10 protein-coding genes are annotated in these 19,534 nt (G+C 40.1%); 8 read left to right on the top strand and 2 right to left on the bottom strand.

The genetic code is table 11. The features are described 5' to 3' along the window. The first annotated feature begins 25 nt into the window (after positions 1–25). The 3 genes from H6541_10740 to H6541_10730 are packed head-to-tail and all read left to right on the top strand — an operon-like array spanning position 26 to position 4,837. Positions 26–2,707 (top strand): DNA gyrase/topoisomerase IV subunit A, encoded by a 2,682-nt coding sequence (locus tag H6541_10740; protein ID MCB9016261.1) that lies wholly within the window; start codon positions 26–28, stop codon positions 2,705–2,707. A 37-nt stretch (positions 2,708–2,744) separates the two neighbouring features. Beyond that, a complete protein-coding gene (locus H6541_10735) occupies positions 2,745–3,971 on the top strand; it encodes an FprA family A-type flavoprotein (protein MCB9016260.1) in 1,227 nt (408 codons plus the stop codon). After that, entirely contained in the window at positions 3,965–4,837 is an 873-nt protein-coding gene (locus tag H6541_10730; GenBank protein MCB9016259.1) for a hypothetical protein, read from the top strand. The genes H6541_10735 and H6541_10730 overlap by 7 nt, the downstream gene beginning before the upstream one ends. Before the next feature lie 81 nt (positions 4,838–4,918). On the opposite strand, the gene tsaD is transcribed toward H6541_10730, so the two are convergent. Beyond that, entirely contained in the window at positions 4,919–5,938 is a 1,020-nt protein-coding gene (tsaD, locus tag H6541_10725) for a tRNA (adenosine(37)-N6)-threonylcarbamoyltransferase complex transferase subunit TsaD (protein MCB9016258.1), read from the bottom strand. Positions 5,939–6,140: 202 nt separating this feature from the next. Between tsaD and H6541_10720 the strand changes: the two genes are divergently transcribed. From H6541_10720 to H6541_10710, 3 genes are all read left to right on the top strand, one after another. Then, entirely contained in the window at positions 6,141–10,538 is a 4,398-nt protein-coding gene (locus tag H6541_10720) for a translocation/assembly module TamB domain-containing protein (protein MCB9016257.1), read from the top strand. Positions 10,539–10,836: 298 nt separating this feature from the next. Then, positions 10,837–11,259 (top strand): hypothetical protein, encoded by a 423-nt coding sequence (locus H6541_10715; protein MCB9016256.1) that lies wholly within the window; start codon positions 10,837–10,839, stop codon positions 11,257–11,259. 220 nt (positions 11,260–11,479) lie between these two features. Further along, a complete protein-coding gene (locus H6541_10710) occupies positions 11,480–12,736 on the top strand; it encodes a nucleoside permease (protein MCB9016255.1) in 1,257 nt (418 codons plus the stop codon). A gap of 174 nt (positions 12,737–12,910) precedes the next feature. Here H6541_10710 and H6541_10705 read toward each other — a convergent pair whose 3' ends face one another. Next, entirely contained in the window at positions 12,911–13,498 is a 588-nt protein-coding gene (locus H6541_10705; GenBank protein MCB9016254.1) for a bifunctional nuclease family protein, read from the bottom strand. A gap of 309 nt (positions 13,499–13,807) precedes the next feature. Here H6541_10705 and H6541_10700 point away from each other — a divergent pair, with 309 nt between their 5' ends. Both H6541_10700 and gcvP read left to right on the top strand, forming a co-directional pair. Then, a complete protein-coding gene (locus H6541_10700) occupies positions 13,808–16,342 on the top strand; it encodes a sodium-translocating pyrophosphatase (GenBank protein MCB9016253.1) in 2,535 nt (844 codons plus the stop codon). Positions 16,343–16,584: 242 nt separating this feature from the next. Further along, positions 16,585–19,473 carry an aminomethyl-transferring glycine dehydrogenase gene (gene gcvP, locus H6541_10695; protein MCB9016252.1) on the top strand — a complete coding sequence of 963 codons (2,889 nt, stop codon included), beginning with the start codon at positions 16,585–16,587 and terminating at the stop codon, positions 19,471–19,473. Positions 19,474–19,534: the final 61 nt, after the last annotated feature.

The raw sequence follows: 19,534 nt of genomic DNA, 5'->3' as shown, positions 1-19,534 counted from the left end.
CATGCAAAGGCATGCTAAAGAAAATATGACAGAAGAGGAGAATATTAACGATTTTACAGGAGATAACCAGGAAGAAAGCCCTGAAGTACAGCCTGTTGCCGAAATTGTTGAAATGCACAAAACCATTCAGCTATCAGGCATGTACAAAAATTGGTTTCTGGACTACGCATCCTACGTAATTCTGGAACGAGCCGTACCTGAGATACTTGATGGACTAAAACCCGTTCAGCGCAGAATTTTACATGCTATGGATGAGTTGGACGACGGCAGGTACAACAAAGTGGCCAACATTATAGGTCACACCATGAAATACCACCCTCACGGCGACGCCTCTATTGGAGATGCACTGGTTCAGCTGGGGCAAAAAGATTTGCTGATTGACCAACAGGGAAACTGGGGCAACATTCTTACAGGCGACAATGCTGCTGCCCCCAGGTATATAGAAGCAAGGCTCAGCAAATTTGCACTTGAAGTTGTTTTCAACCCCAAAACAACCAAGTGGAAAATGTCGTACGACGGACGAAACAAAGAACCGGTCACTTTACCCGTAAAATTTCCGCTATTACTCGCCCAGGGAGTTGAAGGCATTGCAGTTGGACTTGCCTCAAAAATTCTTCCGCATAATTTCAATGAACTTATTGATGCTTCCATTAAAGTACTACAGGAAAAAGATTTTGAGCTTTACCCCGACTTTATTACCGGAGGACTGGCCGATTGCTCAAAATACAATGATGGCCTGAGAGGCGGCAAAGTAAGATTAAGGGCAAAAATCAGCCAGTTAGACAAAAAAACACTGGTCATTACCGAAATCCCTTTTGGTACTACAACCGGAGGTTTGATTGACAGCATCGTTAATGCCAGCGAAAAAGGCAAAATTAAAATCAGGAAAATTGACGATAACACTGCCAATGTTGTTGAAATACTTATACACCTGACCCCTGGTGTATCACCAGACACCACCATAGATGCATTATATGCCTTTACTGATTGCGAAGTATCCATCTCTCCCAACAATACCATTATTCAGGATGGGAAACCCCGCTTCATCGGTGTCAAAGAAATCCTGAGAGAATCGACTTTTAATACAGTAGAACTACTCAAAAAAGAACTACTGATAAGAAGGCAGGAATTGATGGAAAACCTGCTGTTTGCTTCGCTTGAAAAGATTTTTATTGAAAACAGAATCTATCACGACATTGAAGAATGCGGTAGCTGGGAAGAAGTTCTTCAAACTATTGACCATGGACTCGACCCATATAAACCACAATTCTACCGTGAAATTGTAATGGAGGATATCCTAAGGCTGACAGAAATAAAAATTAAGCGAATCTCCAAATTCAATTCATTCAAGGCCGATGAGATCATTAAAAACCTGAACGATGAAAAAGCTCAGGTAGAGCATTATCTGGCCAACCTGACTGAATATGCCATCGAGTATTTCAGGAATATCAAAAGAAAATACGGAAAAAACAGAGAACGACGGACTGAATTAAGAAGCTTTGATAACATTGAGGCTGTGATGGTAGCTGCTGCCAATCAAAAATTGTATGTAAACAGAATTGAAGGGTTTGCAGGCACAAGCCTCAAAAAAGATGAATTTGTTTGCGATTGCTCTGATATCGATGATATTATTGTATTCAGGGAAGATGGAACCTTTATTGTAACAAAAGTTACTGAAAAAGTATTCGTTGGCGAACAGGTCATTCACATCGACATTTTCCGCAAAAATGATGACAGAACTGTATATAATATGGTTTATCAGGACGGGAAAGCCGGAGGAGCATTTATCAAGCGGTTTTCGGTGCTGGGAGTTACCCGCGACAAGGAATATGTGCTGACCAAAGGCACTAAAGGGTCTAAAGTACTATACTTTACGGCCAATCCTAACGGCGAAGCAGAGGTTATTAAAGTTATTTTAAAACCCAGGCCCAAACTTAAAAAACCTGTTTTCGACTTTAATTTTGGCGATTTAGCTATCAAAGGCAGAAGCTCACAAGGCAACACGCTCACCAAATATCCGGTTAAAAAGATTTCACTATCCGAAGCAGGGGTATCAACGCTTGGAGCACGCGATATATGGTTTGATGACTCCATCAGAAGGCTGAATACCGAAGGAAGAGGCCGGTATTTGGGCGCTTTCTCAGGCGACGATAAAATCCTCACCATCATGCAATCAGGCCAATACCGGCTTTACAATTTTGACATCGCCAATCACTTTGATGAAGACATGCTGATCATCGAAAAATTCAACGAGTCCAAGCCTGTCAGTGCAGTGTATTACAATGGAGAAAAAGAGTTTTATTATCTCAAACGATTCCAGGTTGAAATTACCGACAAAAAAACTGATTTTATTGGAGAAGAGCCTGATTCAAAGCTTATTGAAGTTTCAACTGACTGGCTTCCACGTTTTGTGATTGTGTTTGACGACAAAATCAACAACAAGGTATTGGACGACGAAGAAGTTATAGCCTCGGAATTTATTGATGTAAAAAGCCCAAAAGCAAAAGGCAAAAGGCTTACAACATATGCTGTAAAAAAAATAAAACAACTGGAACCTCTTCCCTATACACCACCTGAAAGCGAACAAACAGAAGAACTTTCTGAAGAACAGAAAGAACAAATAACCGAACACACTGTTGAATTGCCGCCACGGGACCATAAACTGCCTCCTGATGACGATGCCGTGCAGATGAGTATAGAGTTTTGACAACTAAAATTAACCACTAAACTAAGCTTTGATTTCAATGAAAGACAAACAAATTCTTGATGTGACTAATGATGTAAAATGGATAGGTGTGCTTGATTACGACATCGTAACTTTTGATGTAGTAATGGAGACCAAATATGGCACAACCTACAACTCCTATTTTATCGATGCAGAAAAACCTGCCATTATCGAAACCACCAAGGAAAAATTCTGGGACACATACCGCAATAAGATTGAACGCGTATGTAATCCCTCCGATATTGAATATATTATTCTTGATCACACTGAACCGGATCATTCGGGAAACCTTCACAATCTGCTTAAAATTGCCCCAAATGCAACTGTAATTGGGAGTGGGAATGCACTGAGGTACCTGAAAGATATGCTTGGTTATGAATTTAAGAGCAAGCAGGTAAAAGACGGAGATACCCTTTCGCTGGGCAATAAAACATTGAAATTTATCGGAGCGCCCAATCTGCACTGGCCTGATTCAATTTACACCTATCTGACAGAAGACAAAGTATTGTTTACCTGCGATTCCTTTGGTGCTCATTACTGCAGCGAGCTGATGTTTGACGACCTGGTGGGTGATTACGCTGATGCTTTTAAGTATTACTTTGATGTAATTCTTAAACCTTACAGCAAATTTATGGTTAAGGCCATTGAAAAAATCCGACCGCTGGATATTGAACAAATTTGCACCGGACATGGCCCTATTTTGCGCAGCACCTGGCAAAATGCAGTCAACACTTCAGAAGAACTGGCCAGACAGGCTCTGCAGCTACCCGACAAGCGAAGGGTTTTTATTGGATATGTATCTGCTTACCACAACACGGCTCAACTGGCTGAGAGTATAGCTGAAGGCATTAGAAGTGCAGGCGAAATTGACGTTCGTTTACACGACATTGAAACCATGCCTCTTGGTGAAATTGACGAAGAACTATCAAAAGCCGCTGGCTTTATCCTGGGAACACCTACCATTAATCAAAATATTCTTCTTCAGATTTATCAGGTTTTTGCGCTCATCAATCCTTTAAGGGATAAAGGGAAACTTGCCGGAGCTTTCGGTTCATACGGGTGGAGTGGTGAAGGACTCAAACTGATGGAATCAAACCTGACCACGCTCAAACTTAAGCTGGCTGGCGAAAGTTTATTTATTAAATTTACACCTCATAGCAACGAGTTAGAAAAAGCACGGGCATATGGCAATAATTTTGGCAAACTTTTGTTAGAGCAGGAATTAATTGTTGATTCTGAATGCTAATCGAAGCATTTATTATGCAAATAAAACCATTTATCAGAAAGTCTTTGATAGCTGCCTTGGCTGTTATGCTGATGTTATTAACAGGATCGTGCAGTGTTGAAAGACAACTTGCAGCTGAATTTATGAAGAAAAAGGAGCCCGTAGCAGTTTTGCTGCTGGCTCCTGATTTTATGTATAAATACAGCTACAAAATACCTCCAGTTGATAATTTCAATCAATTACCTGCTGAAGTCCAGGATTCTCTGCTGTTTTTTAACAGCGATCTGATTCAGTATCTGAATGATTCCAGCTTCTTTAACGCTTATATCAATGGTTTATCTCGCGGACTTAGACAACTCGGTTACACCGTTTACAGGGAAGCTTCAACCGGAGATTTTATCAACAATAAATCAAAAGCAATGATAGTAAATCTGGCTCAGCTGCAACTTGAAGAGTTTTACGACTCTATCAGCGATGAAGCCAGTTACAGCGATGAGGAAAATTACAATTACGGATTGTTCATTACTGCTTTAAACGTAAACAGTTGGCTTGAGCTATCACATTTAAATCAGAATGATACTGCAAAACGTGTCTTATACGCCAGTGAAACATATACCGATTATTTTGATGGAGGATTCAGATATTTTCCTCTAACAGGAGAAGTAAAATACTATTACACCATTGACACGCTCACACCTGACCAGGTGTACTATTATGCCTCAAACACCGGATATCAATATGCAGGATATCTTTTTGACTATTTGCTGAACAGTTACATTACACAACATATGCCCGATAAAAGTCAGCCAATACAGCCCTACACCTACGACAGAAACTCAGGCATGATCAGAAAAAGCAAGGGTCAGGGCTTTATCGAATTAAAATGATAAATAAAACTAATTAAACCTTTTCATCCGATATTATCCATCACAGCCAATGCATGGCTGGCTCAAAACAATTAAAACAAATCAAACCCCGGATCTTGAATAAGGCGAAAGCGACAAATCAGCAAAATCTTTATTCAGATATCTGAAATATCCTGCAACCGCAATCATGGCGGCATTATCGGTAGTATATTGAAATTCAGGAATAAATGCTTCAATTTTACCCTGCTCCTGCAGGCTGATGAAAGTACCCCGTAAGGAAGAATTGGCCGAAACTCCTCCGGCAACAGCCACCTGGTGTATTCCAGTTTGCTTCACAGCCAATAAAACTTTCTCCATCAACGAAGAAACAATGGCATGCTGAATGGAAGCACATAAATCATTCTTGTTTTTTTCAATAAAATCAGCATCTTCCTTTAATCTGTCGCGCAAAAAATATAGAAAAGAAGTCTTTAAACCACTAAAACTATAATCCAGACCCTGAATGGAAGGGCGGGCAAATTTAAATGCCAGGGGATTGCCTTCTTTCCCGAATTTATCGATAAGTGGCCCGCCAGGATAGGGAAGACTCATGATTTTAGCTGCTTTATCAAATGCTTCACCGGCCGCATCATCAATTGTCCGGCCAATTATCTCCATTTCAAAATAATTACTCACCTTTACAATTTGTGTATGGCCTCCTGAAACTGTAAGGCAAAGAAAAGGGAAGGATGGCACCTTATTTGTACGTTCAGGGTTTTGAATGAAATGTGCTAAAATATGAGCCTGCATGTGATCCACCTCAATCAAGGGAATATCCAAAGCCAGCGCGAAAGCTTTGGCAAATGAAGTTCCTACAAGCAAAGAACCCAATAAACCGGGCCCACGTGTAAAAGCAACAGCACTGAGTTCATTTTTTTGAATGCCGGCCCGCTTCATGGCTTCATGAATGACCGGAATAATATTTTGCTGATGAGCACGTGAAGCCAGTTCAGGCACAACACCTCCAAAATTGGAATGTACCAGTTGATTGGCAATAACATTTGATTTGATAACATCGTCACAAATAACTGCTGCTGATGTATCATCGCATGACGATTCAATTCCTAGAATATATGCTGGCATATTTTTTATTACAAAAGGATCAAATTAGTAAAAAAATTAATTTTAACCGGCTTGAAGCCTGTATCGTGATTTTTAAGACTTTTGTAAGTTAAAGCCTTATCTGACGAACATTGGCTGAGAACCCCGGTTTTCAAAATAATCTGATTGCAAAGTTATCAAAAAGACACTTAACATATCATTCATCGTAATTGTTTCGCTGGCAATGTTATTGCTCAGCATTTACGGCGTTTTCAGAACTTCGCGTGTACAAACATGGATGGCTCAGAAAACAGCTAAATACCTATCGGAAGAGCTGGGTACAACTGTACAGGTTGGAGGACTTGACATTTCATGGTTTCTCGACATTGAACTGCAAAACATCAGAATAACCGACAAGCATTACCGCAATATTCTAAAAGCACGATCACTCAGGCTCGATTTAGGTAAGCTCAACCGTAAAAACCGGTTTATTGGAATCTATGCCATTAGCCTTCATCAGGGCGAAATCAATCTGGTAAGACAAGCGGCTGACAGTGCGATGAATTATTCGTTTATAGTTGACTATTTCAGCCCTCATGACACCACGCCGGCTGACACTACCCTGAAGCCATGGAAACTGGGCATTTCTGGAATCAGGCTCAAAGATTGCAGTTTTTCGTACAACGACGAATTATATCAACCCATTTCCGACGGCGTTGATTACAACCATTTGAATATCAATAACCTAAACCTTGACATCCGAAAACTGGCTATTGCCGGAGACAGCATCACTGCCAGATTGAAAACACTTTCATTAAAGGAGAAATCAGGTTTTGTTCTAACCGATTTATCTGCTGTTTTTTCAGTAAAACCCACTCAAATAAGTGCAAATAACCTGCATATTCTTACGCCGGCCAGTCACATACAAATGAACCTTTCTTTCAGTCATTCGGGGTTCAATGCCTACAACAGCTTCATTGACAGTGTAAAAATGACCGGCGACTTCAGGGAAACCTCCCTTAACCTCAACGACATCAGCTACTTTGCACCTGAAATAAAGGGAATGGACAATGAAATTAAAATTGCCGGACTTGTAAAAGGGACTGTGGCATCGCTCAAATCAAAAAACCTGCAGCTTGCCTTGGGGAAACAAACCATTTTTAAAGGCAATGTTAATATGGACGGATTACCCGATATTACTGAAACATTTATCCATTTGAAGGTTAAAAAATTCAAAACCGATTATTACGATCTTGCCAACTTTAAACTTCCTGGTTATAAAAATCTGGAAATACCGGAGGCTGCAAAAAACGCAGGTATTATTGGTGTCACAGGCTATTTTACCGGGTTTATCAACGATTTTGTATCATCGGCAGATTTTAAAACCGGATTGGGAACACTGAAAACAGACTTAAGCCTGAAAACTATCAGTAAAAATAATATTGCCTACGACGGTCACCTTAGTCTTATTGACTGGGATTTGGGGAAAACATTTCCCGAATCAGGCAAACTAGGGCTTGTCGACTTCTCCTCATCTATCAATGGAATAATCATTGACTATAAAGATATAAATCTGTATTTAAAAGCCAATGTTTCGAAAATTGAGCTACTTGGAAATGAGTTTAATGGAATAACCATTGATGGAAAACTTGAAAACAGAAAATTTAACGGAAACCTAAACCTGAATGACGATCTGATCAAACTTGATTTTCTGGGACTGGTAGATTTTAGTGATAGTTTGCCCCGATTCAATTTCAAATCAAAAGTCACCAATGCTTATTTGCACCGGTTAAATTTATGGGAAAGAGACTCAACTTCATGCCTTAGCTCCACCATGGATTTTGATTTTAAAGGGTCCAACATCGACAATCTGACAGGAACCTTAAGGTTTGACAGCACAACTTATATCGAAAAAAATAAAAAATATGAGCTTAAGGAGTTACTGCTTTCCACGAATAAAAGTGCAAACGAAAATAAAACCTTACAATTGAAATCCGATTTTTTGGACGCTGTCATTAATGGGAAATACACTTTTCTCGGGTTTTACAGTTCGCTTAACAACATCATCAACACCTACCTCCCTTCTGTGCAATTTGCAGATAAAGCTGAACGCCATGTTGAGATTGAGCAACTTTTTGATTATGAAATTAACATAAAAAATATCACCCCTTTAACAGAATTATTTTTACCGCAATTTAAATTGCTCACAAATGCCAATCTTTTTGGCAGTTATAACTCTACCACCTCCACCATTTTACTCAATGGCGAAGCCAGCCAGTTCAGGTATGAAGGGCTGCTGATTTCCGACTGGTATATTCGCGGACAAAACACCGGAAGGTCGATGAGTATTAACACAGGAGCGCAATCCATCCTTTTAAAAGAGCCAACAGCAGATGACCCTGCCAAACTGGGCATTGAAAATTTTTCAATCGACACCTATATGCAGGGTGATAGCATCAGATATCAGTTTACATGGCAAAATCAGGATTCTATCTTAAAAAACCGTGGTGATATTTCCGGACAATTTTTATTTGCCGGATTCCCGGTCATCAGGTCTAATTTATCAAATGTTGATGTTGTGATCAACAATCTTCCCTGGATGGCTCATCAGGAAGGTGACATTTTGATTGACTCCACTTCTGTTGCCATTAACAATCTGATTATTTCAGGAAATAAGCAGAAACTAAGGATTGACGGGAAAATCTCTGAAGATCCGGCTGACATTTTTAGTCTGTATTTCGACAATCTCGACATTTCAAATGCTGATATGCTGATTCGCAATGACGACCTGAATTTTGACGGTTTTCTTAGCGGCAATATTTCTCTTAATGATTTTTACAATGCGCGCACTCTTCAATCCGATATCAATATAAATAGCCTTGCATTCAACGAAGAAAAAATGGGCGATGCGCACCTGTTAAGCCGCTGGGATAATGAAAAATCAGGACTCGAAATTGACGGAAAAATAATATACAAGGGCAATATTGGCACTCATAATCCCATAACTGTGAAGGGATATATATACACAGGCAAGAAATTAAAGAATAATTTTGATTTGGATATAGGACTCACCAACTATAAATTGGCTTCACTCAATCCTTTTCTTCAAGGTTTTGCCTCAAATTTAAAGGGCATGGCTACCGGCAATATAAAACTTGACGGCTCCTTTTCCGAACCTTCATTTACAGGAAGCATCCAGCTGTTGCGCACTCAGATGAAAATTGACTATTTGAATGTAACCTATTCATTTGCCGATCAGGTAACCATTGCACCTGACCTGATTTCTGCCAGAAATATCACAATTTACGATTCTTTAGGAAACACCGGCAAATGTGACTTCAGACTTACGCACCAGTATTTCAGCAATATGCTGCTCGATATTACGGTGAATGCCAATAACCTGGCCGGGCTTAACACAACTCTTAAAAACAATGAGCTATTTTATGGAAGCGCCTTTGCTACCGGCACAGTTAAAATCAAAGGACCATTTTCTGACATCAAGATGGATATCAATGTAAAATCGGAGCCCAATACCAATATTGTCATACCCATTAACCTATCAGTTGATGCCACCGAAAATGAATATATAAGATTTGTAAACAAAGCCGGGCCTGATATTCTGCAAAAGACCTTTGAAGCCAATACTTCAGGGGTTAACCTGAATATGATACTTGATGTTACAAAAGATGCAGGAATCCAGATTTTTTTACCCGAAGACATTGGAAATATCAAAGCAAACGGAAGTGGAAACATACAAATGGGGATAGACACTCGCGGAGATATCACCATGTTTGGCGATTACAGAATGAATGAGGGAACATTCCTGTTTACACTTCGCAATGTACTCAACAGGGTATTTTCAATAGAGCCGGGCAGCCTCATCTCTTTCAAAGGAAGTCCGTACGACGCAGATATTAACTTAAAAGCGGTATATAAGCTCAAAGCGTCGCTGAAGGGAATACCCGAGCTTGCCAACAACCCTGATTATGCCGGCAAATCAGAAGCTGTTGACTGTATCATTAGCCTCAACAATAACCTATATAACCCTGATATCGGATTTAGCATCCGTTTGCCAGAAGCCGACCAAAGGCTCAGACAAATGGTTTTTTCAGCTATTGATACAACCAACAATGTAGTGATGACTCAACAAATGGTTTCCCTGTTGATGCTGAAATCTTTCAGTTTTTCGTCTGAAAACACTTCTCTGGCAAGTACGGTGGGCTCTTCTTCCATTGAGATGCTCACCAATCAATTAGGCAACATGCTTTCGCAGATAAGTAAAGATATAGATATCGGACTCAATTACCGGACTGCTGACGCTCTTTCTTCCGAAGAACTTGAACTCGCTCTTTCTACCCATTTGTTTAACGACCGCGTAACTATTGATGGAAACTTAGGAGTAACCACCACAGGTTCAACACAAAACACCAGTAATATTGTTGGTGATGTTAACATTGATGTAAAAATTACACCTGACGGCAGGTTTAGGGTTAAAGCGTTTAACAAAGCCAACAACCCTTACGACATCAGTTCGTCCGTATCTACTTATAAACAAGGTATTGGCGTTTATTACAGATACGAATTTGACAAGTTTTCAGAGATTTTCAGAAAACAAAGAAAAAAACAAATTCCACCCATGTAATCAAGCTCTAAAGGCTGCTCCCCCTCTTTCTTACACCATTAAACCATCAGCAAAACGCTGAAATAACAATATTTATACATATCTGATTTTTTCTGCAGGTACAATTGTGCTTCAACAAATGGCCGCAAAACACCTTTGTTCGCCAGCGGCCAAACACTATCCGAAAATGAACACATTCAACTGAAATGCAATTAAACACTAATCTTATACTTCTCATTTTCATACACTTACAAACTCTGGCACATTATTAGCTAAGGACATACTGAACAACATAATGTTGAACTTAATATTTACAACCATGAAAGCCATTATAACCACTTTGGTCTTTTTACTGACAATCATCAGTGAAACATCGTTTGCCATCAGAATTAATTCATCGCCGGTTACAACCACCACAATAACACTTGACATTGACTCATTAACAATCCTTGATAATCCGGCTCAGATGCTTGCATTTGTAGATTCAGAAGAATTTATCAATGACATTCCGTTTAACACATCCGAAATAAGCAGCCGTTTTCTACCTGCGATAAATCAGATGCCTGAACCAGAAAAGTTCATCAATGATATTCCTTTTGAAACTTCAGCCATAGCCAGCAGATACATTCCAGCTAAAGCACTGGGAATCTGCCTGGAAGAAGAAAAATACATCAATGATATTCCTTGTGACATCCTGAAAATCGCCGAAATCGAGCTGCAAAAAACCCATCAGGCGATGTAAACCAAAATACAACCGGGATAACAGTAAATGAAATTGTTTTTGGTGAAACAATATTCCTTTGTTGCTCTCTCAATGAATCAGGGGATTACCTAAACGGTAGTCCCCTGAAATTTTTATAAAATATCCTTAAAGTAAACAAACCGGACACCTTGATTTTTGTACAAATCTTAGTACTTTAGCTCCCGCTAAAAAAAATACTAATAAAACATTCCTCCACATTATGGGTATCAAAAACCGGCTTGTTATCATGAATTTCTTCCAGTTTTTTGTTTGGGGATCATGGTTAATTACAATTGGGAATTATTGGTTTCAAACAAAAAACTGGCCCAGTGATGATTTCGGGATCATATTCTCAACAATGGGAATAGCCTCATTATTTATGCCAGCAATAGCCGGAATAATAGCTGACCGGTTTTTGAATGCCGAAAAACTTTATGGCATTCTTCACATTTTAAGTGGTCTTGCACTGTTTTTCATTCCGCAAATCAACAATCCTATTGCTTTTTTCTGGGTCATTCTGATAGCCATGGTCTTTTATATGCCAACTATCGCCCTTTCAAATTCAATTGCTTACACTGCACTTAAAAATGCACGGTTTGATGTCATTAAAAGCTTCCCTCCTATCCGGGTATTCGGTACCATTGGATTCATAGTAGCCATGTGGGTTGTCAATCTATCGGGAAACAAAAGCTCTGAAAATCAATTTTACCTGGCTTCATTAGTTTCAGTTTTATTGGGCCTTTATTCATTTTCGTTACCCAAATGTCCGCCTTTTGGCAATAAATCTGAAAAGTTAACATTTGCCAAGCGCATGGGTCTTGATGCTTTTAAATTATTCAAGTCGCGAAAAATGGCTTTTTTCTTTATTTTTTCCATGTTTCTGGGTGCAGCACTGCAACTCACCAATGCATACGGAGATGTCTATCTGGATGATTTTAAACTGATACCTGAATACGCCGACTCATTTGTAGTTAGATATTCCACAATCATTATGTCTATTTCACAAATGTCTGAAACTTTGTTTATTCTGGCAATCCCATTCTTTCTGAAACGATTTGGAATTAAGAATGTAATGCTTATCAGCATGATTGCCTGGGTACTCAGGTTTGGCCTTTTCGCTTACGGCAATCCATCCGACGGACTTTGGATGATCATATTATCCTGCATCATTTACGGCATGGCTTTCGACTTTTTCAACATCTCAGGTTCATTATTTGTTGAAACTTCAACCGATTCTTCTATCAGATCAAGTGCTCAGGGCTTGTTTATGATGATGACAAACGGGTTTGGAGCAATATTAGGCAGTACTATCAGTGGATTTGTAATTTTAAAATTCTTCACTTTAGCTGATAATGTTAAAGACTGGCATTCAATCTGGCTGGTTTTTGCTATTTATGCATTGGTAATTGCCATCTTGTTTGCTTTTCTGTTTAAACACAAACATGACCCTAAGGCTGTAAGCGAAGTGAGTCACTGATAATAAACATACCTTTTACGCTTCAATCAGCTGAATACACAAAAATTCCCTGATTTCCGGCATGCAAAACAAACAATTGCATGTTGTAAATCAGGGAATTATTTTATAAGGTATTTGCCAGAAAGGTAAATGACTGATTAAAACTGAAATAAGAAATAAAGTATCAGTGCTGATTTACTTGCCTGCTTTTCTTCTGGTAATGGAATCGCGAATCAATGAAGCCTTTTCATATTCTTCTTTTTCTATAGCTTCATTCATCATCTCTTCGAGCTCTTCTATTGAAAATTTATCATAATCATGCTCATCAGAGTCTGATAGTCCACCAGTTGCCAAATCATCAATATCAGGCTCCTCATCAATTGAAACACCGGCGCCTGTCAGCACTGCTTCGTAAGTGTATATAGGACAGTTATATCTGACAGCCAAAGCAATGGCATCAGAAGTACGAGAATCTATTTCTTTAATTTCTTTTCCGTCATCACATACCAATGTGGCATAAAATATCCCTTGGGCAAACTTACTTATAATGACTTCGGCAAGAGAAATGCCAAATGCATCAGAGAAATTTTTAAACAAATCATGCGTAAGGGGCCGGGGAATTTTAATCTGTTCAATATGAAATAAAATAGCCTGAGCCTCAAACCCATTGATTAATATAGGCAACCGGCGTTTACCTTCAGTCTCGCCCAGAATGAGTGTGTAAGCCCCACTCTGCGACTGGCTGTTAATCATACCCAATAATTTAAGCGGAATTTTTTCCATCAGGAATTGCAACTTGTTTTGGATTGATAAAAATAGAAAATAAAAATAACAGGTGGGCAATTTGCCTGAAATAAAAATTTATTCACAAAATGAAATACTAGATCAGATGAACATAAAAATTTCGCAAACGATTGCGGAATCAGGCAAATACAAATAAAAAACGCAGGAAAAACAGACTGAAAATCCCGTGAAACTGTTGATAAATAGAGGCTCAGTTAAAAAAAACAGGCCTCAGCTTGCATTGTTATTCATGCAGACTTCTCTATATTTGTAAAACTTAAAATTAAATTCAAATTAATAGCAGAACTTATGAAGAGAATCTTGACAATGCTGGCTGTCGCACTCCTGCCGGCAATTACGAAAGCAAGTGAAGCTAACCTTGTAATTCCGGCTGGAATTCACGAAGAGCCTCTTTTGTACTGGGGATTTCTAATCACACTAGCTGGTTTTTTGTTTGGGCTATACCAATTCCTGAAGGTAAAAAGAATCAAAGCTCATCAATCGATGCTGGATGTGGCCCATGTAATTTATGAAACAGGTAAAACTTACCTGATTCAACAAGGGAAATTTCTTGCAATTTTATTCATTTTCATAGGCTCGGCAGTAGCCTTTTATTTTGGCTTTTTGTCAGAATCTCACTTTGGATTCGGTGGCGTTTTAATGATTCTTGGATGGACTGTCATAGGTATTTTGGGTTCATACAGTGTTGCCTGGTTCGGAATCAGAATGAATACCCTGGCAAATTCAAGAATGGCATTTGCTTCTTTGGAGAGAAAACCTATTAAACTGTTGAACATTCCTCTGAATGCAGGAATGAGTATCGGTGTTGTACTGATTTCTCTCGAATTAATGATGATGCTCATTATTCTGATGTTTGTACCGGGCGAATATGCCGGAGCCAGTTTCATCGGTTTTGCCATTGGTGAATCATTGGGCGCTTCAGCATTAAGAATAGCAGGTGGTATTTTCACCAAAATAGCCGATATCGGTTCCGACCTGATGAAGGTTATCTTTAAAATCGGGGAAGACGATCCGAGAAACCCCGGTACAATTGCTGACTGTGTTGGTGACAATGCCGGCGACAGTGTAGGCCCTACCGCCGATGGTTTTGAAACTTACGGAGTTACCGGTGTTGCATTAATCTCTTTTATTCTTTTGGCTGTTGGCTATGGCTTAAAATCTATTGCTGATTTCAACCCCGAATTTATTACCAATCTGGCTGTTAGTCTGAATGTAGCTAATTTTGACATCACCAGTGCTGAATCTCTGGCCACTTTATCAGGCATTTTACAGGTTAAATTACTCACCTGGATATTCCTGATGCGCATTCTCATGATTGTTACTTCAATTGTTTCATTTTGGATCAATGGGGCTCTTACAAAAGCCAAATACAGCAATGCCGATGATATTGATTTTGAGAAACCACTCACATCGCTGGTTTGGATAACCTCTATTCTTTCCATTATAGTTACTTTCATCATTAGCAAACTCACCATTAGTGATCTTCCCAATAATCTTTGGATTACTTTATCGGTGATAATCAGCACCGGTACGCTTGGCGCTGCTCTTATTCCTGAATTTACCAAATTATTCACCAGCCCTAAATCAACCCACGTGAATGAAGTGGTTGAAGCTTCGAAAAAAGGTGGCGCTTCGCTGAATATACTTTCCGGATTAGTTGCCGGTAATTTCAGTGCATTCTGGATGGGCATGGTATTCTTCTTGCTGATGTTTATTGCCTATTATGCAAGCACTTTTGGTTTGAGTGATTTTATGGTTTACCCATCTATTTTTGCCTTCGGTCTTGTTGCGTTTGGTATGCTTGGAATGGGGCCTGTAACTATTGCTGTTGACAGCTATGGACCTGTAACCGACAATGCCCAGTCAATTTATGAACTTTCATTAATTGAAGAAGACAAAGCACAAAAAAGTGCTGAGATTGAAAAGGAATTCGGATTTAAACCCGATTTCGAGAAATCGAAATATTATCTTGAGGCAAATGATGGTGCCGGAAACACTTTTAAAGCAACAGCTAAGCCTGTATTGATAGGTACAGCTGTTGTAGGGGCTACCACCATGATATTCTCCCTGATTCTGGTTATCAAAGAAACCCTTGGCGTAAAACCCGAAGAAATTCTGAATCTGCTGAATCCATATTCAATTCTGGGCTTCCTGTTGGGCGGCGCTGTTATTTACTGGTTTACCGGAGCTTCTGTTCAGGCAGTGACAACCGGGGCAGCCCGAACCGTTGAGTTTATCAGGAAAAACATTAACCTTGACCCCAATGCTCCTAAAAAGGCCGATGTTGAAAAATCAAAACAGGTTGTTCAAATTTGTACTGTTTATGCTCAAAAAGGGATGTGGAACATTTTTATAGCCATTTTCTCCTTTGCCCTTGCATTTGCATTCCTTTCATCGCCTACAGGTCTGGAACCCGGAATGATTGCCTCTCAAACACTCAATTATTCACTTCCGGTTTCTCTTTTTGTCAGTTACCTGATCTCAATCGCATTCTTTGGTCTTTTCCAGGCTGTGTTTATGGCAAATGCAGGCGGTTCATGGGACAATGCCAAAAAAGTTATTGAAGTGGATATGCAGGAAAAAGGCACAGAACTTCATGCAGCCTCAGTGGTTGGCGATACAGTTGGTGATCCTTTCAAAGATACTTCTTCCGTAGCACTCAACCCTATTATCAAGTTTACCACTTTATTCGGACTTCTGGCCATGGAAATTGCACTTGCTGAACGTTTCCGGCCTGTTGCCCATTACATCGGAATCTTCTTCCTGATAACTGCCCTTGTTTTTGTCTGGAGGTCATTCTATAAAATGAGAATCAATCAATAAACGGATTTGATTTACTGTAAAAAATGGCTATCACTTAAAGGGTAGCCATTTTTTTTATAAAATCCCTTAAACACAAATCCTGATTCTTAAAAATGAAATATTCAAAATACTGTATATCTCTAATTAACAATACTATACATACAATAAAGAATCCCATCGAAATTTCAGCAGGTATTTGATAATCTTTATCTTTGCCACGAAATTCAACTGCAATTTAACACCACCAATAATATCTTTCATCCATGTCGAAACTAACAAATAACTTTATCAACCGTCACAACGGCCCCAGAAAAAATGAGGTTGGTGACATGCTTAAAACAATTGGCGCCCAGAGCCTCGACGCATTAATTGATGAAACTGTTCCTGCATCCATCAGGTTACCCAAAGCACTCAACCTTCCTGATGCCATGAACGAGCATGAATATCTGACACACCTGAAGCAATTAGGTTCAAAAAATAAATTATTCAAAACGTATATCGGGTTGGGTTATTACAACAGCATAACTCCCGGAGTTATACAGCGCAATATACTTGAAAATCCGGGCTGGTACACAGCCTACACCCCTTATCAGGCTGAAATATCGCAGGGAAGACTTGAAGCCCTGCTGATTTACCAGACGATGATTAGTGATTTGACCGGCATGCCTCTTGCCAATGCATCATTGCTTGACGAAGGAACTTCGGCTGCCGAAGCCATGATCATGCTTTTCAATTCCCGCTCAAGAGAAGCTGTAAAAGCAGGTGCAAACCGTTTCTTTATTTCTGACAAATTATTTCCTCAGACAATTGATGTACTCATTACCAGAGCAGAGCCTCTTGGAATAAAAGTTGAAACCGGCGACTGGCAAACCATTGAATTTGACAACAGCTGGTTTGGAGCAATCATTCAATATCCTGATGAGCAAGGACAAATATATGATTACCGCGATTTTGTAAATGCAGCTCATAATAAAGGAGTAATGGTGGCCGTTGCGGCCGATTTAATGAGCCTGGTTTTACTCACTCCTCCGGGCGAATGGGACGCAGATGTTGTGGTTGGAACTAATCAGCGCTTTGGCCTCCCTATGGGCTTTGGCGGACCTCATGCAGGCTACTTTGCCACCAGGGAAGAATACAAACGCAATATGCCGGGGCGAATCATAGGCGTATCGGTTGACGCTCAGGGCAACAGGGCGCTGCGCATGGCACTTCAAACCCGCGAGCAGCACATCAAACGCGAACGGGCTACTTCAAACATTTGTACAGCACAGGCCTTACTGGCAATCATGAGTGGAATGTACGGCGTTTATCATGGCCCTGAGGGCTTGCATCAAATTGCTGATCGCATCAATATTCTGACAGGAGTGCTTGCTACTGAAGTTTTAAAATATGGGTATACGCAATTGAATGAAACTTACTTCGATACAGTTCGCATTCAGGTTCCTGAAACAGTTCGTATGGCCGAACTTCGGAAGCTGGCCCTCGAAAATGAAATTAATTTCAGATACATCAGCGAACGCGTAATTGGCATTAGTCTGGATGAAACCACTAATCTGGAAGATGTAAATACACTTGTCAATATTTTTGCATCTGCCGCCCGTAAAGAGTTTAAAGATTATGTTTGCATTCCGGAAGACTGCTGCCAGATTAAAACCATACCGGATCAATTCAGACGCACATCTGCCTTCTTACAAGACACTGTTTTTAACAGCTATCATTCTGAAACGGGTATGATGCGTTTTCTGAAAAAATTAGAGGGCAAAGATTTATCACTTAACCGTTCCATGATACCACTGGGCTCCTGTACAATGAAGCTTAACGCTGCAGCCGAATTGTTTTCACTCAGCTGGCCCGAGTTTAATGCCTTACACCCGTTTGTTCCTGAAGAACAAGTTGAAGGATATCACCTGATGATTCGGAATCTCGAAAAAGCATTGTGCGAAATTACAGGGTTTGCAGGCATGTCTTTTCAGCCAAACTCAGGTGCTTCAGGCGAATATGCAGGACTTCTTGTCATCAGAGCCTACCACCACAGCCGTGGCGAAGCAGGCCGCAACGTATGTATTATTCCTGCATCAGCTCACGGCACCAACCCGGCAAGTGCAGCCATGGCAGGCATGACAGTGGTCGTGGTGAAAACCGACGAAATGGGTAATATCAATCTGATTGACCTCAAGGAAAAAGCAGAAAAATATAAAGATACTCTTGCCGCCTGTATGATAACCTATCCTTCAACACACGGTGTTTTTGAAGAAGGAATTCTTGAAGCTGTCAAGATTATTCACGACAATGGAGGCCAGGTTTACATGGACGGAGCCAACATGAATGCTCAGGTCGGCTTAACCAGTCCGGGCTATATTGGGGCAGATGTTTGCCATCTTAACCTGCACAAGACTTTTGCTATTCCCCATGGCGGTGGCGGCCCCGGAGTTGGCCCCATTGGCGTAGCCAAGCATCTTAAACCATTCCTGCCAGGTCATAAATTTGTAAAAACCGGAGGTGACACGGCCATTACTGCTGTGGCTGCAGCTCCTTTTGGAAGTGCATCTATTCTTACAATTTCTTATGGATACATTAAATTGCTTGGAGGTGCCGGACTTACAGAAGCCACCAAGTTGGCCATACTTAACGCCAACTACCTGAAAACCAAACTCGAAGGGCATTATAAAATTTTATATACCGGTAAAAATGGAAGAGTTGCCCACGAAATGATTCTCGACTGCAACGAATTCAGCCGCACAGCCGACCTACAGGTAATTGACCTTGCCAAACGATTGATGGATTATGGGTTCCATGCTCCCACTGTTGCATTCCCTGTACATGGCACTCTTATGGTTGAACCAACTGAAAGTGAACCACTTGAAGAACTCAATCGTTTTGTTGATGCTATGATTGGTATCCGTCAGGAAATCAATGAAATAATTGAAGGTAAAGCTGACAGACAGGTGAATGTGATTAAAAAAGCGCCACATACTTTATGTATGGTTGCTGATGATAACTGGGCCCTGCCATACAGCCGCGAAAAAGCAGCTTTCCCGGTCGCCTGCGATAAAACGGACAAATATTGGCCTTCAGTTACAAGAATTGATGATGCTTATGGCGACAGAAATCTGGTATGTACCTGCGCTCCTGTTTCTGCTTATGAGCAATAACGAAAAACCTGACAAAGTTCATGTTATCAACAAAAACGCCTGCTTCTCAGCAGGCGTTTTT

This window comes from Lentimicrobiaceae bacterium, assembly GCA_020636745.1.
Taxonomy (GTDB): Bacteria; Bacteroidota; Bacteroidia; order Bacteroidales; family Lentimicrobiaceae; genus Lentimicrobium.
This window is presented reverse-complemented; position numbering and strand designations above follow the sequence as displayed.